Source organism: Spirosoma validum, from assembly GCF_014699035.1.
In the GTDB taxonomy this organism is placed as follows: Bacteria; Bacteroidota; Bacteroidia; order Cytophagales; family Spirosomataceae; genus Spirosoma; species Spirosoma validum.
This window is the reverse complement of sequence record NZ_JACXAA010000014.1, coordinates 164,838-187,296: the sequence shown is the minus strand read 5'-3', so window position 1 is coordinate 187,296 and position 22,459 is coordinate 164,838. Positions and strand designations below refer to the sequence as shown.

At 47.6% G+C, this 22,459-nt stretch carries 24 protein-coding genes; 13 read left to right on the top strand and 11 right to left on the bottom strand.

Going from position 1 to position 22,459, the window contains the following annotated elements:
• The first annotated feature begins 46 nt into the window (after positions 1-46).
• The 3 genes from IC230_RS28435 (at position 47) to IC230_RS28425 (ending at position 2,930) form a co-directional block, all read left to right on the top strand.
• On the top strand, positions 47-556 hold the full coding sequence (locus IC230_RS28435) for a Fur family transcriptional regulator (RefSeq protein WP_191042457.1): 510 nt from the start codon (positions 47-49) through the stop codon (positions 554-556).
• 222 nt (positions 557-778) lie between these two features.
• Complete coding sequence (locus IC230_RS28430) at positions 779-2,065, top strand: adenylosuccinate synthase (protein WP_191042456.1); 1,287 nt, start codon at positions 779-781, stop codon at positions 2,063-2,065.
• A 142-nt stretch (positions 2,066-2,207) separates the two neighbouring features.
• On the top strand, positions 2,208-2,930 hold the full coding sequence (locus tag IC230_RS28425; RefSeq protein ID WP_191042455.1) for a hypothetical protein: 723 nt from the start codon (positions 2,208-2,210) through the stop codon (positions 2,928-2,930).
• A 57-nt stretch (positions 2,931-2,987) separates the two neighbouring features.
• Here IC230_RS28425 and IC230_RS28420 read toward each other — a convergent pair whose 3' ends face one another.
• Positions 2,988-3,992 (bottom strand): ankyrin repeat domain-containing protein, encoded by a 1,005-nt coding sequence (locus tag IC230_RS28420; RefSeq protein WP_191042454.1) that lies wholly within the window; start codon positions 3,990-3,992, stop codon positions 2,988-2,990.
• Between the two features lie 34 nt (positions 3,993-4,026).
• A complete protein-coding gene (locus tag IC230_RS28415) occupies positions 4,027-4,461 on the bottom strand; it encodes a DUF3592 domain-containing protein (RefSeq protein WP_191042453.1) in 435 nt (144 codons plus the stop codon).
• 310 nt (positions 4,462-4,771) lie between these two features.
• Between IC230_RS28415 and IC230_RS28410 the strand changes: the two genes are divergently transcribed.
• From IC230_RS28410 to IC230_RS28395, 4 genes are all read left to right on the top strand, one after another.
• A complete protein-coding gene (locus IC230_RS28410; RefSeq protein ID WP_191042452.1) occupies positions 4,772-5,854 on the top strand; it encodes a hypothetical protein in 1,083 nt (360 codons plus the stop codon).
• Positions 5,855-5,909: 55 nt separating this feature from the next.
• Positions 5,910-7,283: a LapA family protein gene (locus tag IC230_RS28405; protein WP_191042451.1), complete on the top strand. Its 1,374-nt coding sequence runs from the start codon at positions 5,910-5,912 to the stop codon at positions 7,281-7,283.
• 81 nt (positions 7,284-7,364) lie between these two features.
• On the top strand, positions 7,365-7,652 hold the full coding sequence (locus IC230_RS28400; RefSeq protein ID WP_191042450.1) for a hypothetical protein: 288 nt from the start codon (positions 7,365-7,367) through the stop codon (positions 7,650-7,652).
• Positions 7,653-7,917: 265 nt separating this feature from the next.
• Entirely contained in the window at positions 7,918-8,394 is a 477-nt protein-coding gene (locus tag IC230_RS28395; RefSeq protein ID WP_191042449.1) for a hypothetical protein, read from the top strand.
• A 289-nt stretch (positions 8,395-8,683) separates the two neighbouring features.
• Here IC230_RS28395 and chrA read toward each other — a convergent pair whose 3' ends face one another.
• The 5 genes from chrA to IC230_RS28370 all read right to left on the bottom strand — a co-directional run bounded on the left by chrA (position 8,684) and on the right by IC230_RS28370 (position 12,880).
• The gene (gene chrA / locus IC230_RS28390; RefSeq protein ID WP_191042448.1) at positions 8,684-9,886 is read right to left on the bottom strand and encodes a chromate efflux transporter; all 1,203 of its coding nucleotides are present in this window, start codon (positions 9,884-9,886) and stop codon (positions 8,684-8,686) included.
• An 81-nt stretch (positions 9,887-9,967) separates the two neighbouring features.
• Positions 9,968-10,927, bottom strand: coding sequence for an isopenicillin N synthase family dioxygenase (locus IC230_RS28385; RefSeq protein WP_191042447.1), 960 nt, complete (start codon positions 10,925-10,927; stop codon positions 9,968-9,970).
• 140 nt (positions 10,928-11,067) lie between these two features.
• On the bottom strand, positions 11,068-11,760 hold the full coding sequence (locus IC230_RS28380; protein ID WP_223860903.1) for a superoxide dismutase: 693 nt from the start codon (positions 11,758-11,760) through the stop codon (positions 11,068-11,070).
• Positions 11,761-11,895: 135 nt separating this feature from the next.
• A complete protein-coding gene (recR, locus tag IC230_RS28375) occupies positions 11,896-12,507 on the bottom strand; it encodes a recombination mediator RecR (RefSeq protein ID WP_191042446.1) in 612 nt (203 codons plus the stop codon).
• A gap of 82 nt (positions 12,508-12,589) precedes the next feature.
• Positions 12,590-12,880, bottom strand: a complete 291-nt coding sequence (locus IC230_RS28370) for an ATP-dependent Clp protease adaptor ClpS (RefSeq protein WP_191042445.1) — start codon at positions 12,878-12,880, stop codon at positions 12,590-12,592.
• Positions 12,881-12,993: 113 nt separating this feature from the next.
• Here IC230_RS28370 and IC230_RS28365 point away from each other — a divergent pair, with 113 nt between their 5' ends.
• Together IC230_RS28365 and IC230_RS28360 are read left to right on the top strand one after the other, a co-directional pair.
• Positions 12,994-14,457 carry a sodium:solute symporter gene (locus IC230_RS28365; protein WP_191042444.1) on the top strand — a complete coding sequence of 488 codons (1,464 nt, stop codon included), beginning with the start codon at positions 12,994-12,996 and terminating at the stop codon, positions 14,455-14,457.
• A gap of 26 nt (positions 14,458-14,483) precedes the next feature.
• Positions 14,484-16,367, top strand: coding sequence for a redoxin family protein (locus IC230_RS28360; protein ID WP_191042443.1), 1,884 nt, complete (start codon positions 14,484-14,486; stop codon positions 16,365-16,367).
• On the opposite strand, the gene IC230_RS28355 is transcribed toward IC230_RS28360, so the two are convergent.
• Positions 16,368-16,910: a Uma2 family endonuclease gene (locus tag IC230_RS28355; RefSeq protein WP_191042442.1), complete on the bottom strand. Its 543-nt coding sequence runs from the start codon at positions 16,908-16,910 to the stop codon at positions 16,368-16,370. It abuts the gene before it with no gap.
• Between the two features lie 107 nt (positions 16,911-17,017).
• Here IC230_RS28355 and IC230_RS28350 point away from each other — a divergent pair, with 107 nt between their 5' ends.
• The 4 genes from IC230_RS28350 (at position 17,018) to IC230_RS28335 (ending at position 19,439) form a co-directional block, all read left to right on the top strand.
• Positions 17,018-17,524 (top strand): GNAT family N-acetyltransferase, encoded by a 507-nt coding sequence (locus IC230_RS28350; RefSeq protein ID WP_191042441.1) that lies wholly within the window; start codon positions 17,018-17,020, stop codon positions 17,522-17,524.
• A 103-nt stretch (positions 17,525-17,627) separates the two neighbouring features.
• Complete coding sequence (locus tag IC230_RS28345; protein WP_191042440.1) at positions 17,628-18,635, top strand: bestrophin family protein; 1,008 nt, start codon at positions 17,628-17,630, stop codon at positions 18,633-18,635.
• Between the two features lie 156 nt (positions 18,636-18,791).
• Entirely contained in the window at positions 18,792-18,944 is a 153-nt protein-coding gene (locus tag IC230_RS28340; RefSeq protein ID WP_191042439.1) for a hypothetical protein, read from the top strand.
• 24 nt (positions 18,945-18,968) lie between these two features.
• Positions 18,969-19,439 carry a hypothetical protein gene (locus tag IC230_RS28335; RefSeq protein ID WP_191042438.1) on the top strand — a complete coding sequence of 157 codons (471 nt, stop codon included), beginning with the start codon at positions 18,969-18,971 and terminating at the stop codon, positions 19,437-19,439.
• Positions 19,440-19,480: 41 nt separating this feature from the next.
• On the opposite strand, the gene IC230_RS28330 is transcribed toward IC230_RS28335, so the two are convergent.
• The 3 genes from IC230_RS28330 to IC230_RS28320 all read right to left on the bottom strand — a co-directional run bounded on the left by IC230_RS28330 (position 19,481) and on the right by IC230_RS28320 (position 22,215).
• Positions 19,481-20,521, bottom strand: coding sequence for an MBL fold metallo-hydrolase (locus IC230_RS28330; RefSeq protein WP_191042437.1), 1,041 nt, complete (start codon positions 20,519-20,521; stop codon positions 19,481-19,483).
• 22 nt (positions 20,522-20,543) lie between these two features.
• Positions 20,544-21,056 carry a methylated-DNA--[protein]-cysteine S-methyltransferase gene (locus IC230_RS28325; protein WP_191042436.1) on the bottom strand — a complete coding sequence of 171 codons (513 nt, stop codon included), beginning with the start codon at positions 21,054-21,056 and terminating at the stop codon, positions 20,544-20,546.
• 64 nt (positions 21,057-21,120) lie between these two features.
• Positions 21,121-22,215, bottom strand: coding sequence for an ATP-grasp domain-containing protein (locus tag IC230_RS28320; protein WP_191042435.1), 1,095 nt, complete (start codon positions 22,213-22,215; stop codon positions 21,121-21,123).
• Positions 22,216-22,459 lie beyond the last annotated feature (244 nt).

Genomic DNA, 22,459 nt, shown 5'->3' with positions numbered 1-22,459 from the left:
ACCAGCGAACTGCTACTTTTGCACTTTCACTTAATTGGATCTGGATATGCCTGCTCCGACACAAACGAATTTAGAGTCAGCCCTGATGATTTTTCGGGCTTATCTCGAACGAAAGGGTTTACGGAAAACGCCCGAACGTTTTGCCATCCTTGAAGAAATCTATAACCGGCAGGACCACTTCGACGTGGATGAGTTGTATATCTCCATGAAGAATAAAAAGTATCGTGTCAGCCGGGCAACGGTGTATAATACGTTAGACGTACTAGTCGATTGTGACCTGGTTACGAAGCATCAGTTCGGCCGTAACCTGGCGCAATACGAAAAGTCGTACGGCTACCGTCAGCACGACCATTTGATTTGCACGGATTGCCATAAAGTCATGGAATTCTGCGATCCACGGGTTCAGAATATTCAGAACATGGTGGGCGATATGCTGAAATTCAACGTCATGCATCATTCTCTGATTTTCTACGGAGCCTGTGCACGCGATTTCTGCGAAAACCGCCAGATCACCGAGAAAGACCAGCAGGGCGTTCAGGTTCCGGTGGAAGGATAGATTTATTGAGGCTATATGACGCAGAAATCGTTTGGATAACTATGTCATATAGCCTGCTCCAGGGGTGTCCCATCATGCATCTATTTATGCCTTACCTCGCTCAGATGAACATGTCACGGATCATACGTTTTGATGTTTCGGGATAGTCAGCCATCACCAGAAAAAGGCCTGAATAAACTTACTGAATCTGTATAATCACAGCCGTTTCTGCGGCCATTCATAATGATCGATGTTTTATTAGGCCTCCAGTGGGGCGACGAAGGAAAAGGAAAAATTGTGGACGTACTGGCTCCACAATATCAGGTGGTAGCCCGCTTTCAGGGTGGCCCCAATGCTGGGCACACGCTTGAATTCAACGGAATTAAGCACGTACTACACCAAATTCCATCCGGAATTTTTCGGGACGATATTCTTAACATTATTGGCAATGGTGTTGTGCTGGACCCAATCGTTTTTAAAAAAGAAATCGACGGTCTGGCTAAGTTTAATCTAGCTATTGCTCAAAATCTACAGATTTCCCGCAAGGCTTCTATCATTCTCCCAACCCATCGTTTGCTGGACGCGGCTTATGAACAGGCCAAAGGTGAATCGAAAATTGGGTCAACGCTACGCGGTATTGGACCAACGTATCAGGATAAAGTAGCCCGGCAGGGGCTACGGGTTGGCGATGTGTTATTACCAACCTTTCGACAGAAATACGATAAACTAGTGGACATTCATAAGGTCATTCTGGAACAGAATAACTTCGATTATGCCTCTGTGCTCCCACAGGCGGAATCCGAATTTTTCGGCGCTGTCGAGTTTATGAAACAGTTTGAGCTGACGGATAGTGAGTACGTTATAAACAATGCGCTCGATAAAGGCAAAAAAATTCTGGCCGAAGGTGCACAGGGTTCACTGCTGGATATTGACTTTGGTTCCTACCCATTTGTTACGTCGTCTAACACCATGGCGGCTGGCGCCTGTACCGGTCTGGGTGTGGCCCCGCGTCAGATAGGCGAAGTATATGGCATTTTTAAAGCGTACTGTACACGCGTAGGCAGTGGTCCTTTCCCGACCGAACTCTCCGACGAAACCGGTGAACGCATTCGGCAGGAAGGTCGTGAGTTTGGGGCAACAACTGGTCGGCCACGCCGATGCGGCTGGCTGGATTTGCCCGCTCTGAAATACGCCATCATGATCAACGGCGTAACGCAATTGGTGATGATGAAGGTCGACGTGCTGAACATTTTCGATGAAATTAAGGTCTGTACCCATTATCAACTGCCCGATGGTACCGTCACCGAGCAATTGCCGTATGATCTCTGTGATACCGACGTTACGCCGATCTATAAATCGTTCAAAGGCTGGCAGGCGGATCTGACCGACATTCGTTCATTCAGCGACGTACCGGCCGAACTTGCTACGTATGTCTATTTTTTAGAAGACACACTTGGGTTACCCATTAACTTTATTTCGACTAGCCCTGACAGGGAAGCGATTATTCACCGGCAGGCAGTAATTGCGTAGAACCGAGCATAAGTCGATAAATCAACTGGTTCATTACGTTGTTCGACCCCGGCGGGGTCAGATGTTTGTAGTAAAATCGATTGCTATAAACGTCTGACCCCGCCGGGGTCGAACAACGTGATCTATTTTACTTACCCCTTTTATGTCAGCCCAAAATTTTTATCAGACATTGTACCAAAACGACGCCATTTTTCGGCTGGCTGATGAATCCTGGGACCCTGTTATATCACCTAACCCGCTTGCTACTGATACTGCAGTTGAACTTCCAGCAGAAACGCCCCTTGATCTGCTGGCGGAGTTAGATACGTTATCGGCAGCATCAACTGCGGTTTACGCTGAACCATTACTAATCGATGCCGTTGTAGAAATTCCGATAATTCCGGCTGTTCCTCCCCAACCGAAACCGATCGTATCCATTACGACCCCTGAGCCATTGCCTCAACCTGTACCGCGCCCTACGACACCTTCGATTTTGCCACCGATTCAGCAACAGCCCCGTCTACCGCAACTGAATCATAAAGTTCTCTTACTAGCCGATGAGGATTTAGATCCGAGTAATCTGTTGTTTCTGGAAAAAATTCTGAAGGCCGTTAATCTCAATATCAACGGTGTTGACTTGCTGAATTTGCACGGTGTTCAGGAAGTCGATTTCGCTGAACTGCTGCGTGGCAAGTACATCAACCATTTCATTACGTTCGGCGTCCCTTTCGAGCGCATTAGCCTCGATATTATGATGGATCGCTACGCACCGGTTCGATTTGAAGGCATTACGTTTCTCATGGCCGATTCACTACCTACCATTGAGGCCGATCAAAACTTAAAAAAGCGGCTGTGGGCCGCCCTTCAGCGTATGTTCTTACGGTAATACGTACAGAGTTAGTTGATAAACCTAAAGATTCTTATTGCTTACATACTGTGAACGTTAGTTTCTTATCTGTATCCCGACTATTGCTTTAAGTTCATTAAACTCCGGCGAGGGGGTCTGACTGTATTCTTTATATCGCTTATCGAATAATCGAATGTACTGTTTCAACGTGCTTCCATCTGACGATTTATAGTGTATGTCAGCTCCGCGCCGGGTTAGGAACAAACAAACCGCCCAGCCTTCGAAAGCGGAGGCAAACAGAAGTGGCGAGTAATCTTTGGTGTATTCATCATACGTAGCAACTACATTTATTTTCGCTCCCCGGTCAACCAGTAATTTTACTTTGTCTATCGATTCGGCCCCGCCCGCCCGAATTACTTCATACAGAATCGGTACGTTGTTTTTGCTTTGTGCATTGGGATCAGCACCGTGATCAAGGAGAAATTTTAGTAACTGTGGCGTCGCATTCCAGACTACGGCGGCATGCGTTGATACTCTCGACGAGTCATTGCTGTTGATGGTTGCACCAGCGGCTATCAGTACTTCCAGAATTCGTTTTGTTTTCCCCCAATCTCGTGAGTAGGGGCTATAACTGGTTGCCACATAATCGAGAATCGTTCGTTTCTGCTCAGTGTCAAGGCCATTTATTGAAACTACAGGCTCACGCAGCAACTCCTCCACTTGTTCGATATCTTCGTTGAAAACGGCTGCCAGAATCGCTTTCCGTTGTGGATCTGGAAAATACGTAGAACCATCATAATCGGATTGAGAATATGCAATGGCACTAACGAGATCTTTCATTTTTTCACTGAGGGTATCAAGCAATATGATAGCAAAAGGCATTAGAATGATAGTAAAGGCCGTGTATTTTGCCCACGAAAACGGTAATAGATTGAGTACAAGCAATACAGTTACGGCAACAGCGGCTAGCATCAGAAAAGCTTCGCCCATGCCCCGGCCTGCCGCATCGCCACCCTTCATCGGGAAAAGGATTGACCCGATTACTAAAAGTCCTAAACTGGCAATAGCAACCCAATTGACAATCGTAATATATTTCAGCATAGCGATCAGTTGAGGAGTGAAGAATGGCTCGGCCTTACGAATTATCCATCCATTTCCAGATAATAACCGTTGATTCTCTAATCTCCCAGACTGATACTAGCAGAAAAAGAGCTCCGATTCCGGCTAGTACGTAAACCATCAGATAGTTGTCAGCCAGCCATACATTTTCAGGCTGAAGCGGATTATAATACAGGGTAACCTCATCGCCGATTTGATAGACAGGGGGATTTTGTCCTTCTGAACTGTGAAAAACCAGTTCGCGGCCATCATAAACCTGGTAACGGATCGAAGGCGCTAACGAGTACCCGTGACGTTTCACCCGATGCAGACCCACAACGAGACCTTTGGCCGAAGCCCCATTCTTTACTACTTGCTGATGACGCTGATAGGACGAATAAGCGGTACCCCACAACGTAATGCCTACTAAAAAAAAGAAGGTGACGAACAATTCACCAGTAGGGAGTTTCATGATCAAGAGCGAGATGCATTCAAGAGTTATAAGCTAAAAGCGATTGATTGTGCTACGAAACTGCGACAAAAAAAAAGAGCGAGCCAGGACGAATAAGTAACTGGTTGGTTTGGTTGAGTAAGTAGCAGAATTCTGGCTACACCATACAGTCACGGCTCAGTGTATTGGCGATTACGCCGATCTGCTCACCAAAATATTTTATGGTCAATTCAACAACTGCTTGCGCCTATTGGGTACTATTTGCGTATTTACAGCCGTTTTCTATTTACAACCTGTTCCGGCAAAGCCTATTGGTTGTCCGGCTCCGTTCATGACCCTTACTAAACGCCTTCGCTTGTTTTTTTCTCGAAATGCTACGTCAGCCTTGTCAGTGACGCCGTCAGATGCGTTCATGCCAGTAACCATTCCGGCTAAAATCGTTTCAAAAACAGCTGACAATGAATTGATTTCACCTATTGCGTTGCCTGCTCTCAGCAATTCTGAACCTTTACCTGATTGGCTGTTGGACGATGAAGCGCTACGTGATGAAGGGGTTTTGTTCGGGCTATCCGACGCATCTTCTGATGGGAAACTTGCCCAAATTCGGGCGGCTTTTGCCCAACAAACGGCTCCGCTAGACGAAGCGATTGAACAGTATTCCGAAAGAATAGTAGAGTTTAATCTGTCTATCGAACAGCGTGATAATCAGATTCTTTCCTTACGTAATCAACTGATAGACTTACGCAATAGCCAGATTGCACCTACGTATCTGATTCGGACGGTGGTTAGTCTTGGCCTGTCCGTAATCATGGGTATTGGCAATTTCTACCTCGTTGACGTAACGCTACACCCGTCTTTCCCGAATCGCTGGATTGCTGTGGGGGTATTTCTGGCAGGTATGTTCAATTTGTTCGGACGTACATCGTTCTTTTATGAAACAGATTCCAAATTGTCGGGTCGGCGGATTGTAGAGGAAGTAGGTATGCCGCTGGCTGCATCCGTTTTTATCCTGGTACAGTCTTTGCAGACCCAGCCTGTTGGCATGGCGATTGGCTTGTTCGTTTTTGTATTTTTCTTATTTCTCTTATCCGGGAAATTGCTGCTAAGTACATTGACGGCTTTGCAAACTGATTTAGCGATTATCCAGAAAAATCGCCAGTTAACCATTAATAAAGAGCAGCAGTTACCCGTTTGGGAAAACGAGATACAACGACTCGAACGAGAGGTTGATGCGATTCGAACCCAGAAGTGGCCGATCGCTACGTCTCTGAATCATGCTGAAGCGAAGCGGAACCAATTGAACGCCCAACGTGATCGGCTTGTTAACCTATTTCTGAGCGAGTTCGAACTTGCCCGCAGTCTTCGTAAACGACTCTCGGAGCAACAACTGAAATCGATGATGAATTACGAATGATGAAGGCTCATTACTCCATTAGTCATAATTTATCCGTCATAACTCATCATTACACATGGAACCAACTAATAATCCCGACTTTCAGCATGGGTATACCAGTGGTGTGGAAGGCGTTAACCGGGAAACATACGAAGGATATTTATCCAGTCAGATTAATACCGATTGGCTTTCTGAACGTATTCAGGAAAAGCGAACCGACTTGTCGAATACAGAACGGCAGTTGACGGAGGCTACTGATGCGAATCGGACAGCCTATGCGGATTTACAAAACCACGCACTCCAGGTTGAGCGGCTGGATAAACAAGTCAAACAAAAGGAAGCTGGCCGCCAGGCGCTGGAAGCTGATCGCGATAATCTGCGGGAACGACGTACGAAAGCTGCTCCCGATTATTCACTACTGGCCGGGATTTTATTCCTGGTAGCCGGGATTTCGTTTCTGGCGGGTGATTTAATTATCTCGCACGAAATTGTTGCGTACGCGCTTAACATACGTAACACCAACGAAGCCTGGGCTTTTGCGGTCGGCTTAGCAATGGTTTCTATCCTGCTAAAACCGGCTTATGATCGACTTATTGAGAAACCTTACCAGGAGAATCCCGAACAGAATGGCCGGAGATACGAACGATTCAAAATAGCGCTGGCCGTCTTCTCGGTACTGACATTAGCCGTACTGGGCTGGTTCCGATACGAAGCATACCGTACTGACCAACTCAAATCAGCCATTAATAAATCCGTTCGGCAACTCCAACTGAACACCGATCCAACGGCGGCAACGCAGGTGCTTAGTCCGTCGACATTGAGCAAAATTGAGAAGCAATTGAGCGAGTCGAGCGAGTTGAACCTGGCACTGGTCAATAGCCCCTGGGCGTTGTTATCGTTTGTGCTGAGTGGTATTTTGTTCGCGCTTGCGGGTGCTGTCTGTTTGGGAATTGCCTTGCCAGTATTAGCTGCTTTCTGGTTTCGATGGCTGCAAGCCGACATTAAGCTGTGGAAACTACGTCGGCGCATAAAACGCTTGGATAAGGAAATCGCACCACTCGATGCTCAACTAGCCGAGCAGCGGATACGTCAGAATGTGTTGCAACACAATCTGGAGCTGTTACCCAACCTCAACGAACTGAAAGAACAGCGTCAAAACATTACGTCTGAACTGAACGATTTACTTGCCGAACTAAAATTTGCTCAAACCGACAGTCGAATCAGTAATTTCAATGATGGGTACGGACAAGGTGAAGCAACACGTAGCAATCTAAGCGACGAGGAACAAAAGCAGCTACAGAAAGAAATGTTATTGCTTCATAACAGTAACCGTCCTCGTTCTATGGAATCTCGCCCAAACGCTACGTCGTCGGAGAAGCCTACGAATGGCAAACCGCAGGGATTACGACCTTATCAAACCATCCGGAAGTTTCTTTCGGATGAGTTATAAAGGCATCGATTTTTGTATTTAAAATTTAATTTTCGATAGTTTGGTTAGTATAAAGCCAATTATATAACTGCAAACTATCGAATGAATCGAACTTGGTTAGCCGTTTCCGAAAGCCAAAAATCAACTCTTAAAAATGAGTTACAAACAGAAGTGACTATTCAACATCCGTTGTTTGGCTGGCAACTTGACCCTATTGGAAGAAGCTTCGCGACCGATGATGTGCTATTTATAGGAGAAGAGAATAAACAGGGAGTTGTCCATTTGACTTGGTCAGGGCCAGGTGATCACCAGTTTCCATCAACTGAATTTTTTGCTACCTGGTCGGAGTTTGCTGCTAAAAAAATGGCTACTGGTAACTTGGGTTATTAACGTAATGCCAGTGGCTGTTGCAAAAGTCGATACCTGCTTATTTTGGCTCCTTTAGCAAGCCATTATCAACCATTCAGTGAACCGCGATTCGCTAAAAAACCAACTCCCTGAACCTGTACCGGAATTTTGCAACAGACACGGAGTTATACAACACTTCTAAGAAAAGTGATAAACTAGCTGAATTAGACTACTATAAGTTATCTGGTAGCCCAACAACTTTTTACTTTATCCAGCCGTTTTTCTTACTCAACCAACAACTGATCGCATGAAAGCAATAATGCTCCTGGCTTTATTTGGCCTACAGTTGAGTTCAGTAATCGCCCAAATAACCCCCAAGAATAGCGTCTTCTTAGAGGCCGGGGGGAACGGCCTGTTTGCCTCCTTGAATTATGAGCGTCAACTAACGGCCCTGCCGCGCCTTTCATTGCGGGTTGGAGCCGGTTTCTACGGTGAAAAAGCCGCTTATCTATCCCTGCCCGTAGGGTTAAATTACCTCATTAAGCTAGCCAAGCCCAATTCATTCATTGACGCGGGCTTTGGGGCTACTTGGGCCCAAGCCAACAGTCGTCTGTTCGGGTCTGAACCCAATTTGTCGAGTAACCATTTTTTTAGCTATGTACCTAGTGTTGGGTACCGCCGGTACACGGATAGGCATTACCTATGGCGAGTTAGTTTCACACCGGTTATTAATCAATATGGGTTTGTGCCTTGGGCGGGTATAACACTTGGGAAAGGATTTTAGAAATGCGAAATCTTCAATAAATACAAAGGTCAGCTATTTATGCAAATAGCTGACCTTTGTATTTATTGAAGGGTTATTGTGTAACTAACATTGGTTGTTGTAAAAGTCTATATCCGCTACTTATAACGCTGCGATTTGGGCATTCTTAGCCAATAAGTAATCAAAATTGGTTGGCCAACTGGGTACCTTGTCTTCCTTTCGGACCTTTGCACCAACCACGTCACTTACACAACAGTTGAAAAATAGTACACATAATGTGTCTTTTCAACTGAACCTTATTTGTCTCTGCTCATATAATTATCCCGGCCAACAATCCGCCCAGAATCAGCGCATACGGTGGAATTTTTGTGTAGAGCAGCAAACCTATTGTAATGAAAACAATACTTACGGAAGGCCAGTGAGGAGCCATGGGTTCGAAGAGCGCGATGGCGGCAGCCGCCGTTAAGCCCGTACTGGCTGCGTTAATGCCTCCGAGCGATGCGCGTACGACACGGTATCGTTTCAATTGCTCCCAGAAGCGATACACGAAGAAGATTAGAAACGTACCGGGCAGGAAAATTCCTGCTGTCGAGACAACACTGCCCCAAAGTTGGCCGTGCATACCAGAATCACGCATAGATAAGGCACCAATGTAGGAAGCAAAGGAAAATACCGGTCCCGGTACAGCCTGCACTAACCCAAGTCCCGACAAAAATTCTTCACGTGTCAGGTAATGCTTAAAGGCCACGAACTCATTGTAGAGTAGGGGTGTCAATACCTGGCCACCACCAAAAACGAAGCTACCGTTCCGGTAAAAGTTTTCAAATAAACGTACGGGAAGCGATTGCGTTACCGCCCCCAGCAAAGCCGCTCCAACGAATACGCCCAGCCACAGAAAAAAATTAGCCCATTGCACTCGCAGGGGCTTTTTTTCCATTCGTTCTTGTTTCTGGTAGGTTAGGGCTGTTGTCAGACCGCCCACTAAAAGCACAATGGGTGTCATCACGGGCGACCGAAACACGTAGGCGACGAGCGCAGCCGTAAGGGCCAGGGCTAAACTCACATTGTTTTTAATAACTTTCCGTCCAATCCGGTACCCAGCCACAATCATGAAGCCGACGGCCATTGGTTGAATAAACCGGGCAAACTGGAGCGACAAATTGTGCCTCTCCAGATAGTAAATGCCCATTCCGGCCGCCGTCATGATACTTACCCCTGGTAATATCCAGACCAGCAACGTAATGTAAGCCAGGTTCGGCCCACCAATTTTAAAGCCTACCGCCGTAATGGTTTGCGTTGATGTTGGCCCCGGCAATACCTGCCCCAGGGCGTTCAGCTCCAACAGTTCATCTTCCGTGATGTACCGCCTTTTCTGCACGAAACGCTCATAAAGCATAGCCAAATGCACCTGCGGCCCCCCAAACGTTGTCAGCGCGAGAATGAGCACATCTTTCAGAAAGATGATGTACCGAATCCGGCGAACAGGCTTAACGGTTGGGAGATGTGGCAGCATTCAGTAGGAGTAGAAAAGAAATAGACTGTTTTAAACGAACTTCCCGAAAACATTATGATTTCGGGAAGTGATAAACGTAATCTAAGCTTTCTTTAGACCTAATTCCATCAAACGTTCATTCAGGAATTCGCCTGCCGTCATGTCGACGTAGATTTTCGGGTGTTTGGCGTCGATGCAGGTTTCCAGACTGGTCAGATTCATATCGGCGCGGGGGTGCATGAAAAACGGAATTGAATAACGCGACTGATTCATTTTTTCGCGCGGTGGGTTTACAACCTGGTGAATGGTCGACTTTAGTTTGTGATTCGTCAACCGATCCAGCATATCACCTACGTTGACGACTACCTGATCGGGTAGAGCCGTAATGCCAATCCATTTACCATCGCGCCGGAGCACTTCCAGCCCATCGGCCGACGCGCCCATCAGCAACGTAATGAGATTGATATCGCCGTGAGCAGCGGCACGTACTGCGCCGTCGGGGGTTGTGTTCGGATCGAGGGGGAAATAATGTAAGGCCCGTAGAATACTGTCGCCGTTACGTACTTTATCATCGAAATAATTTTCAGGCAATTCTAGATACAGCGCAATGGCACGTAGCAGTTGCTTGCCTGCATTTTCGAGAGTCCGGTACGCTTCCAGGCTCGCTTCGCTGAATTCAGGATTCTCCTCAGGGAATACGTTGGCGGGCATATCGCCTTCGGGTTCGGGCTGACCAATGTGATAAAACTCTTTTAAGTCAGCAACTTTGAATCCTTTAGCGGTTTCTTTCCCTTTGCCAATGTAACCCCGTTGCCCATTCAGCTCAGGATGTTCGTACTTCTGTTTGACACTATCGGGCGACGAAAAGAAAGCCTGGGCTGAGTCATATAAACGCTTCGTCAATTCGTCGGTTAGACCATGATTTCGGATGGCTACAAAGCCAATCTGATTAAATGCCCGGCCTAAATCCTGCACAAAACGGGCTTTACGCTCGGGATCGCCAGAGGTGAAATCCGCCAGATCTAATGACGGGATCTCATTGTATAATTCTTCGGATAACATAGACTAAATCTATTTTCGCAAAAATACAAAAGTTTACATCAGAAACGTAGAGACGCAATACGTTGCGTCTCCTGCGCGTCAGCAATAATGCCGTCCGGTCAGGAGACGCAACGTATTGCGTCTCTACTCACTTATCTCACTTAAGAGAAATTCTTTCCGACTTTATTCCAGTCTACTACGTTCCAAAAAGCCGTTACGTATTCTGGGCGACGGTTCTGGTATTTCAGGTAATAAGCGTGTTCCCATACGTCGAGCCCCAGAACGGGTGTTCCTTTTTTCTCCGCCAGTGCCATCAGCGGATTGTCCTGATTTGGGGTCGAGACGATCTCGACGTCGTTGCCCGTTTTGATGAGCCATACCCAGCCTGAGCCAAAACGAGCGGTTGCCGCTTTGCCCCACTCGGTTTTGAAATTATCGAACGACGTAAACTTCTTATTGATCGCATCCGCTAAGGCGCCTTTCGGTGCACCACCGGCATTTGGGCCCATGATATTCCAGAAGAACGTGTGGTTCCAGTGTCCACCGGCATTGTTACGTACGGCGGCTGGCGTACTGGCATTCACACTTTTCACCAGCGCTTCGATATCCATTTTGGCCATGTCGGTTCCTGCAACAGCTTTATTGAGGTTATCGACGTACGCTTTATGGTGTTTGTCGTGGTGAATTTCCATCGTCATTTTATCAATATGCGGCTCAAGCGCGGCCGTATCGTAAGGCAATGGAGCTAGTTTGAATGGTCCTTCTGCCTGAGTCGGGTGGAATCCAAACGAACGGAAAGCAACCAATCCAGCCGAAGCACCAAAGGCAAGTTTCAAAAACTCGGAGCGATTCATGCGAATGTAGATTTATGGAAAATAAAAAAGCGTCTACTGAACAACCCATTTTGGCTGGGGATGTTCAGTAGACGCAAAGAAAGGAGATTTTTGTGTCGAAGCACACAAAGTATTCAGATACTTTGTCCGGTACGTTTACTCGTAAGCGATCCGGCTAAGGATACTACGGCCAAGGGTTACTTCGTCCGCATATTCAAGATCGCCCCCAATCGGAACGCCCCGCGCAATGGTCGAAATTTTAAGATTGAATGGTTTGAGTTTCTTTTGCAAATAAAAGGCTGTTGTGTCGCCTTCCATCGTCGGGCTGATGGCCAGAATAATCTCGCGTACCTGTTCGCTCTCCGAACCCTTTAACCGATCGATCAGTGAATCGATTTGCAAATCACTGGGACCAATCCCCTCAACCGGCGAGATAATGCCACCCAGTACGTGGTACAGCCCTTTGTACTGGGCGGTGTTTTCAATCGCTAATACGTCGCGGGTATCTTCTACGACGCAAATCAGGGATTGATCGCGCTTATGGCTGGCACAGATCGTGCATAACTCGTTGTCCGATAAATTATGGCACTTCTGACAATATTTAACGTTCAGGCGCATGGCTGTCAGAGAGTTTGACAGCGCTTCTGTTTGGTCTTCATCGCGTTTGAGCAGGTGCAATACTAACCGTAGGGCCGTTTTCTTCCCAATCCCCGGCAGCTTCGACACTTCGTTTACCGCGTCTTCTATAAGTTTGGATGGATACTCCAAGATGTTAGTGATGAGTTAAGAGCGAAGAGTGAAGAATATTCGTACAGAATTTTATTTTTCACGCTTCACTCATCATTCTTAACTAGTTTAAGACTTCTGCCGAGATGCCCCGGCGGCAGATTTCGTTACGCATCGGTACGAGTTCTTCCCATGAGCCGTTCTTAACAGAGCATTTGCCTTTATAATGAATCAGTAACGTACATTGTTCGGCTTGTTCTGGCGTATGCTTGCATACATCGATCAACGTGTCGATCACGTGGTCGAACGTATTTACTTCATCATTGAATACGACGAGGTTATGTACATCGGTTTCAACGACCTCATCCAGTACATCAACATTGGTCGACCAATCGTTTTCTTCAAAAGGTTGCATGGGAGCTAAAAGCGTGTTTACTTAGCAAATTTACGGCAAAACGGCCACTTTTGAAAGCCGTTGGTCCGCTATAGAATAACCTCATTTTGGCCTGAAAAGTTGCCTGATCGTACATGAATACCACCCTCGCTCTAGTAATCTTAATTGCCTATTTCGGAATGCTGATTGCCGTCTCGTTCTATACGGCCCGGGGCGCTGATACAAGTACTTTTTTTACCGCTAATCGGCAGTCTCCCTGGTGGTTAGTCGCGTTTGGTATGATTGGTACGTCGCTGTCGGGGGTTACGTTTATTTCGGTACCGGGTGCGGTGGGAAAGATCGGCTTTTCGTATTTTCAGGTAGTGCTGGGTTACATCATCGGCTACTTTGTGATTGGCTCCGTTCTGATGCCGCTCTATTACCGCCTGAACCTGATTTCGATCTATGGGTATCTGGAAAAACGGTTCGGATTCTGGTCCTATAAAACCGGCGCCGGCTTCTTTCTACTGTCACGTAGCGTCGGGTCTGCCGTTCGGTTATATGTGGCGGCTGGTGTCCTGCAAATTGCCCTTTTTACTCCACTGGGCATTCCCTTTGAAGTGTCTGTACTGATCACGATCGGGCTCATCTGGATTTACACCTTCAAGGGTGGCGTCAAAACGATTATCGTTACCGATACGCTTCAAACGGTGTTTCTGGTAACGGCTGTCGTACTAACAATTATTCTGATTTCGAAAGAATTAAACTTATCCTTCGGTGGTCTGGTCAGTACAGTGAAAAACAGTCCGATGTCGCAGATTTTCTTTTGGGATGGCAATGACCCGAAGAACTTTTATAAGCAGTTTATTTCCGGAGCCTTCATCGCCATTGTTATGACGGGTCTGGATCAGGATCTGATGCAGAAAAACCTGACCTGCAAAAACATCGGCGAAGCGCAGAAAAACATGTTCTGGTTTACCGTTACGTTGGTATTCGTCAATTTTCTGTTCCTGTCACTGGGCGTACTTCTTTACGCATATGCCCAGCGTGAAGGCATCGAAATACCTGCCAGAACCGACGATCTGTACCCAATGCTGGCGTTGAATCACCTCGGTTTAGTTGTGGGCATTACGTTCCTGTTAGGCATTACGGCCGCTACGTATGCCAGTGCCGACTCTGCGCTTACCGCGCTTACTACGTCGTTCTGCATAGATTTTATGAATGTCGAAAAGCGCCCTGAAACCGAGCGGTCACGGATCAAGCACATTGTTCACATTGGCTTTTCACTGCTGTTCTACGTAGTGATCATTGTTTTCCGGCAACTGAACAGTAAGGAAGTGATTACGGCTGTGTTCGACATTGCCGGTTACACATACGGGCCGCTGCTGGGACTGTATGCCTTCGGCATCTTCAGCAAACGTCCGGTTATGGATCGCTTTGTGCCCTGGATTTGTGTTGCGTCACCCGTATTAACGTACATTGTTAATGAAAACTCAGCGGCCTGGTTTGGTGGCTATCAATTTGGTTTTGAGCGTCTATTACTTAATGGACTCTTTACGTTCCTGGGCCTTTTGGCCGTATCGAAGCCTGTAACCAAAGTAGAGCCTGTAGCTATATAGCTTACAATTTATCAACGTTTTTAATCATGCGATCTAACTCTTTTCTCTGCCTACTATTCGGATTGACGGCGTCATTACCCGTTGCCGCGCAATTTTGTGCTTCGCCGGAAAAGCCGCAGCTTGGGCAGGTGGTTTCGTTTACATATACACCTCCTTCAACATCATCGCTCAAAGACAGCATCATTGAAGGTCGTTACATTCGCTATGGGTCTCCTGCAGTGATGCACATCAGCCGATCCACGGCCATCAAGCTGGTACGTCAGGGAAACGACTATGTAGGGCAATTGCCTCCTGCTCAAAAGGACGTAACGGGTACCGTATTGCTCGTTAAAAATGCGCAATCTCCTCAAAAGGTAGACTTATACCCCGTTCTGATGTATGATGCAACTGGCCAGGTGGTTCCGAATGCTATTGGCGGGCAGGCATCTATTTTTACCCGTACTCATTTTCTATACGACGTTGGTAGTCGGCCCGATCCGAATCAGGTAGTGGGGCTTTACGAACGCGAACTCAGGCAACATCCAGATTTGCGTCCGTTGTACTGGTCCGATTATTTAGCTGCGGTAATCAAGCAGAGAAAACCGGGTTATGGACCGAAAGTCAAAGCCAGTATCGAAGCCTACCTGGCTTCGCGCACACCGCCAACGGCCGCCGAAATAGCAGCGGGCGCGCAGTTGTATGAAAGCATGGGTGATTTTCCCAAAGCCAGGGCGCTACGTGAGCGCCAGAAAACGGCAGATCCCGCGGGTTCACTGGCACAGAAAGATCGTTCTATGAGTATCCGCAACGAAACCGACTGGAACCGAAAAAAGACGGCGTATCAGGCCTTTCTGAAAGAATTTCCCAATTCAATACATCTGCCTGCTCTAACAGTCATGATGACGGACGGGTATTTCAAGAACAACGATCTTAAAGGATTATTAGCTTTTCTTGATCAGCCCCAGGCCATCCAAACCGACCCCCTGATGCTGAATTCAATGGCCAATCTGTTGGCCGAAGAACGACGGTCGCTGCCCGAAGCGCAGCAGTTAGCGCAACGGGGTATAAACGTATTGAAAGCGCAGCCTAAGCCTCAGGACTTTAAAGGTAATTGGGAAATCGAAAAGCAGAGTCGCCACCGGTTACTGATGGCTACGTATGCCCGAACGCTGGCTCAGCAAGGTAAAAACGACGAAGCCTACGTAGCGTATCAGGAAGCTATGAATCCCGATTTTGTGGAAGACAGTGACCCGATGACCAACGAACGGTATTTCCTCTGCGCATTACGTACCAACCATGCTGCCGATACCCGTCCGTATATTGAAGAAGCTATTCAGGTTGAACGAGCGACCACGGCTCTTAAGAATGCACTACGGAACTGGTATGCTAAACAGCCGGGCCAGAACGAGGCCAAAGCCGACGCTTATCTGGCCGATCTGGAGGCCGACATCCGTGCTGATCAACGCGATGAGCTTAGCAAACGACTGATCAATGAACCCGCTCCAGCCTTTTCTATGACTGACCTGAAAGGCCGAACAATTTCCTCGTCGGCGTTACGTGGCAAAGTGGTGGTGCTTGATTTCTGGGCTACCTGGTGCGGGCCCTGTGTCGCGTCGTTTCCGGCCATGCAACAGGCACAAAGCAAATTTCAGAACGATCCGAACGTACGGTTTCTATTCGTCAATACCCGCGAAGGTGGACCATTGCAGCGAGTGCATACCTTCATGGAAAAGAACCCTTATCCATTCGTCGTGCCCCTCGACGATCAGCAGCGAGTGTCCAGGGCCTATAAAGTACAGGGTATTCCAACCAAAGTAGTGATCGATACAAACGGACGGGTTCGGTATCGGCACGTAGGGTATTCCGGCGATCCTGAATCAACAGTCAACGAATTAGCGCTGGTCGTGGAAATGCTGAAAGAAGGAAAATGATTAGCGTGTGAGTAACGCCAGGTCGAACGCAAAGCTGGGCAGAACATCGTCTCCGGATAGTGTCTGACTAAACGAAGAAATGGTTTCGACAGGCTGTTGCGGGCGATAAATAAATACCTGCTGCGTTTTTCGGTCAATTAGCCAGCCTAAACGGCAACCGTTCTCGCGGTATTCTTCCAGCTTATCCTGAAGGTATGTTAGATCATCGCTGGCCGAATGAAGTTCAATGATGAAATCAGAGCAGACAGGAGCGAATTTTTCCTGCTGATCTTCGGAAATTGCCTCCCATCGGTCTTTCTGAATCCAGGCGACATTCGTTGAACGCGTTGCTCCATTGGGTAATTTGAAACCCGTTGATGAATCGAAGGCATAGCCTGCGTTCGTTTCTTCATTCCAGAGAAATACCCGGCTAGCTAGTGTTAGGTTAATATTACCTGTTTTTGACCCTGTAGGTGACACAATAATTATATTTCCGAATTTATCCCGTTCTAATTCAATAGGATCATTTGCCCGGCAGAACGCGAAGAATTCATCGTCCGTCATTCACCAGCTTTTCCAACACAACCGGAAATTCCAATTCCATAACCGCCCCTATTTTGGTTAACTATCCGCAAAATTCCTTATTTGCATGGAATTAACAAGTTAACTCAATGACCGTCCGCCTTGCTACTACGTCCGATCTTCCCGCTTTGTCAACTCTCCTTAAGCGCATCATCCCGCTCATGCGCGAAGCGGGAAACTACCAGTGGGACGACCATTATCCAAACGAAACGGTGTTTAGTCAGGACATTGCCAAAGAGCAACTTTGGGTGGCTGATATTGACGGCAAGCTGGCGGGCGTAGCAGCCCTAACCGAAGATCAGGAGCCCGAGTACGCGCAGGTCGGTTTTGATCTGAATCAGCAAGCTATTGTTACGCATCGATTAGCGGTTGATCCGGCCTTTCGCGGGCAGGGTGTAGCGGCTGCCTTATTGAATCAGGCTGAACAGATTGCCCTTGAGCGGGGCATTGCGTTTCTACGAATCGATACCAATTCCGAAAATCAGGCGACCCAAAAACTTTTTCCGAAGCTTGGCTACCGCTATGCCGGAGAAATTACGCTTGGCTTCCGTCCTGGGTTACGGTTTCTGGCCTACGAGAAGAGTTTGTCTTCCTGACAGGACTTCCCATACAAAACCGGACTATACGAGGTTTTGAGAATCGCAACGGCGGACCGTCCTCGCCTGTCAGTTAAACGTAATCATAATCCATCACCTTACTATGCACGCAGGAAGAAGTTATACCTTGAAGGAGTTTCTGTTATGGACCCGACGAAATATCTATTGGCTACTCGCTATTAATACGGGCGTAACGATTCTCTATACGGTAGTTGGCTTAAAATGGATCGGTATTCCCTGGGTTCCCATTGCGCTGCTAGGGACAGCTACGGCGTTTATTGTTGGGTTCCGCAACAACGCTACGTATGCCCGCGCCTGGGAAGCCCGCCAGATTTGGGGCGGGATTGTCAACAGCAGCCGGACACTGGGCATTATGGTTCGGGACTTTATACGCAGTCCGGTCTCATCAGGTACTGCTGCCAATGGTGTTCATCAGCAATTAATTTATCGGCACATAGCCTGGTTAACGGCCCTTCGGTTTCAACTGCGCGAGCCTCGGGCGTGGGAAAATCTACAGAAGGATTACAACATCGAATACAAACAGCATTACTCCATACCTGAGCAGGAAAGTAATCTGGCCGATGAACTTCGCAAACTTCTCCCCGTCCAGGAAGTCGATTATATTCTGAGTAAGAAAAATCGAGCCACGCAATTACTGGCTCAGCAATCCAAACAACTACGTGAGCTGGTTGACCAGGAGTGGATCGAAAACTACCGCTACGTAGAGTTAAAGCTGATGCTGAAGGAATTGTACGAGCATCAGGGCAAAAGCGAACGTATCAAGAATTTCCCTTACCCACGCCAATTTGCAACGATCAGTCAGATGTTCACGCGGCTATTTGTCTGGCTGGTGCCGTTTGGCTTATTGAAAGAGTTCGACAAACTGGGCGACCATATTGTCTGGTTAACTATTCCCTTTGGCGTGCTGGTTTCCTGGGTATTTATGAGCCTGGAGCAAGTTGGTGAAAGCAGCGAAAATCCGTTTGAAGGCGGAGCGAACGATACCCCCATTACGTCCATGAGCCGCAACATTGAAATTGATCTGCGCGACATGCTGGACGAAACCAATTTACCCCCAGCCATTACAGCAGTGAACAATATCCTGATGTGATTTTTATTGACAGACTTGTTGTCGTTTTCTTTTCCTACAATTCGCAAAACGATTCTCTGTCAGTTCTTCCTGCCGTTTGCTCAAGAATAATGAGCAGCAATTCATTACGTATCTACTTTAAGGGTGCTATCACATCCTAAACCACATCCTTGAGTCATGATACCGCTGCTAATCCTCGTTCGTCAGCATAGTCGACGCCTATTGCCGTTTGCATTAATGAGTTTAGTCGTTGTTGCCTGTACCGATCACACTGATCCGCAGCCACCGGTTGTGAGTTGCAAGCTTAATAACGGAATGGACCGCCCTTAGCCCTGCGAGTTTACTATTGAGAAATTGATTTTCCTGGCGAAAGACGGTAGTACTCTGGGTGAAGTAATGACCGGTAGCCCGAACGTGACGCTGCCAATTTCTAAAGCAAAGGCAAATGTTGCTAATATGAGCGGTGGGACGGCTACTTATGACGTAAAGGCAGTTGTTCGTAGGCAGAACGCACCATCATTTGCCGTTACGTCGGGCTATATTCTCAGTTATGCGTTTGTCGATTTCCCGCTACAATCCGATCCCAGACCCGTGCTTACATCGACTCAAGCGTTTCCGATGGCTATAGGATCAACCCAGGAAGTTACGTTTAGTCTTAGTTGTATCTATGCTTTATCGGGAGGTGTTCCCTCTACAATGGTTGTGCCAAGATCGTTTTTTATCGAGAATGACGTAACAACAACCAAATTTCCGTTTATCTCCAGTGTGCCGGTCGTAGATAAATCAGAAGGATCAATTAAGATAAATCCAGTTATAGTGAATTGACCCATCTTCAATTGTTCGTCGGTGATCGAGAAGGTCAGCCGCTACTTAAACACAAGCGGCTGACCTTCTTTGGGGACAAGAAATCTCGACTCAGGAATGCTCTTCTCTTTTAACGCTTTTCGCAGATCGTCAGCCGGTTCAAACAGACCGTCATCACCCTGTTGAAACGTACCAAAATGTATACCCACGGCCTGCTTTGCTCTCAAATCCAGAAAAGCCTGTACTGATCCGGCTGGCGAAACGTGAACAGGCGCCATAAACCATTCTGGACGATAGGAGCCAATGGGTAGTAACGCCAATTTGATCGGGCCATCAGCCGAATCTGAATTAGCCTGTTCGCCAATGTGTTTGAAGTGAGGGCCGTAGCCGCTATCTCCGCAGAAGTACGTTGTTCCGAAACTTGTGTGTATCAAATAGCCGCACCACAGCGTTTCATCCCGATCGCCCATGCCCCGGTTGCTGAAGTGCTGCGCCTGCGTGCAGGTAAGCCAAAGTTTGTCGTTTATTTTCAACGTATCGTTCCAGTCGAGTTCACGGCTGGTTCGTCCATCCACAGATTTAGGCAAATACGATACACCCAGGGGAGTAACGAATAATGGATTGTGGTCTTTCGCCAACTTCCTGATGGTCGGCAAATCCAGATGGTCGTAATGGTTGTGACTCAACAGCACTACGTCGATGGGCGGCAATTCCTCGAAACGTAATCCGGGTGGACGCTTCCGCTTGATCCCTAACCAGGATGTGGGGCCGACGCGCTTCGACCAGACCGGATCAGTCAGAATATTAAGCCCATTCGTCTGAATCAGAAATGTGGAGTGATTGACGAATGTCAGCACCAGGCTATCGCCTTCAACACGTGTCGCTGGTTTAGCCCCGACAAATGCATCAGGCTGCTCCGGCCACGGTCCTTTATCGCGATTAAAGAGCCATTTTAACAAACTACCCGTTTCCCGCTCGGACTGACCCGGATTAAAAAACTTTTTGCCGTTAAAGTGATCGGTGACAGGACCCTTATAGCGCGGAGCACAGCCAGATATAGTCAGTAATAAACATGACAGCAGAAGCAAAGAAAGATAAGGCATCAGCGAATAAAGGTTTCGCCAGTTAGAACAACGATAGCTGCCTCCCTGTTTCAGGGCCCGCTAAATTGCGCTCATGCTCCAGCAACCATTTCTTCCGCCAGAGTCCACCGGCATAGCCCGTCAACGAGCCATCGGAACCGATAATTCGGTGGCACGGTAGCACAATCCAGAGGGGATTTCGGCCATTGGCAGCTGCTACTGCACGAATCGCTTTTTCGTCGCCAATACGTCGGGTTAAGGTCAAATACGATAACGTAGTACCAAACGGCACCTCGAGCAAAGCGCGCCATACCGTTTGTTGGAAGGACGTACCGGCTGGGTTAATCGGAAAATCAAACGTTTGGCGTGTTCCGGCAAAGTATTCTCCCACTTGCTGAGCCGCCAGCCGAACGGGGTCGGGTACTTGGTCGTCAGGCGATATGGAGAGCGTTTCTTCACGTGTTGAAACGTCTGTACAGGAAATAGTCGACACGCCCACGTAATCGCCCGTAATACGTGTAAGCCCAAGGGGCGATTCAATGATGACTGTCGTCATTATGAGTTAAAGCCTATAAGGTTTTAACGACCTTATAGGCTTGTAAAGCGTTTAGTGCGTAGGTTTACTTCTTACCCTTCTTCGGCTTTGCTTCGACTGGTTCTTCTTTTTTGGTTTTCCCAGCTGGCTTCTGGACTTCTTCGGTTTTAGGGCCTACCGTTGCGGCTTTAGGTGGCTTGGCCTCTTTCGCCGGTGCAGGCGCTGCACTCGTTACCGAGCCGCGCACGAAGGTTCCCCACGTGAGATTGTCTTTTCCTTTCTGAAGTTTCTGAGCGCGCTCAATGGCCATGTTGGCCGCTGCTTCTACAACCCAGTCAAAATTTTCCTGGCCTACCGAATGCACGTCCGCATCGGGAGCCGGATTACAGAAATCAATCGCAATGGGGATGCCATCACGTACCGCGAATTCAACCGTATTGAAGTCATAGCCAAGACCATGATTAAGTTTCAGTACGTAGTCGGTCATGGTCGCCAGGAGTTTTTTGCCCGCGTCACCCGTGGTTTGCATTTCGGCGGCATACCGTAGGTGATGTGGATTACGTGGTTCGTACGGCATAATCCTGACGTCTTTTCCGCCAATGCAATAGCAACGGAAATAATCGGTAAAGTCGATGGCTTCCTGATAAAGCATAACCAACTGACCCGTTTCGGCATAGGCCTTAAACATCTGATCGGGGTTGTCGACTTTATACACACTTTTCCAGCCCCCGCCCGCGTGTGGTTTCATGAAGGCCGGGAAACCGATGTGTTGAAAAATACCATCCCAGTCCATGTGTTGTAGATTCCGAAACGAATTATGATTTGTATCGTCAGGCCGTTCTTTGGAGGGAAGCAGAATGGTTTTCGGAACCGGAACGCCAAGCTGAACCGCCAGCGCATTATTAAAAAACTTCTCGTCGGCACTCCACCAGAACGGGTTATTGACAACGGCAGTACCCGTCAGCGCGGCATTTTTCAGAAAGGCTTTGTAGAACGGAACATCCTGCGAAATCCGGTCAATAATAACGGCGTAATCCGTCGGAACGCTCTGTTCGACCTGGTCAATGCTAACGAACTCGGCTGGAAACGTACGCTGTTTTTCGTTGACTCGGTCGACAAATGCCTGTGGAAAGGTATTTTCCTGACCAAAAAGAATACCAATTTTTGATTGTTTGCTCATGATGGATTAATTAAATGCTGAGTAACAGGGTTCTGGTGAAATAACTGGAAACGAAACCAGGTGTTTACTCTACGCGATATTGAGGCAATATGGCAGCCTTTTTCAGGAAAACAAAAAAGCCCGGCATCCGTCGGGCTTTTGTTGTCGGATAGATCAATGAGACTATCGACCGGTTGAGAAAACGTGCGTGCGACGTACGGGCCGCGATACGACCATTTCCATTCCCAATAATCGTGAGCGCTCT